The 523-nt window shown below is 76.9% G+C and carries 1 protein-coding gene; it reads left to right on the plus strand.

Annotated features, from left to right (window positions below; all coding sequences use genetic code 11):
- Positions 1-194: 194 nt before the first annotated feature.
- A partial coding sequence (locus tag ACYVE9_RS30565; protein WP_461031089.1) for a DoxX family protein occupies positions 195-523 on the plus strand: 329 nt, incomplete at its 3' end.

The following is a 523-nucleotide window of genomic DNA, read 5'->3' on the forward strand; positions in this document are numbered from 1 at the left end:
CCGTCCCTTTCCGCCAAGGGACGGGCGGGCCGGGCGGCGGCGGACGCAGCGACCCGGAGGCCGGCCCACCGGGGGCCGCCACTCGCCGGCCCTTGTACGTCCCGGTTACTCCGCGGTAGGAATGGGGTGTCGTCACCCCCGCGCCCGCCACTTGCCGCCCTACCACCTGCTGCCCTGCCGCACCGAGGAGAGCCGTGACCGCCACCGACCGCTCGACGCGACTGCTCGTCGGACTGCTCGCCGCGGCGGGCGTGGCGCACTTCGCGGTGCCGCGCCCCTTCGACTCGATCGTGCCCAAAGCCCTGCCCGGCAGCCCCCGCAACTGGACGCGCGCGAGCGGGGCGGCCGAACTGCTGCTGGCGGCGAGTGTCGCCGCACCCCGCACCCGCCGGATCGGTGCGCTCGCGACCGCCGCCTTCTTCGTCGCCGTGCTGCCCGCGAACGTGCAGATGGCCAGGGACTGGCGGCACCGCCCGCTGCCGCTGCGGGCCGCCGCCTACGGCAGGGTGCCGCTCCAGGTCCC

It is taken from the genome of Streptomyces sparsus (genome assembly GCF_054776295.1).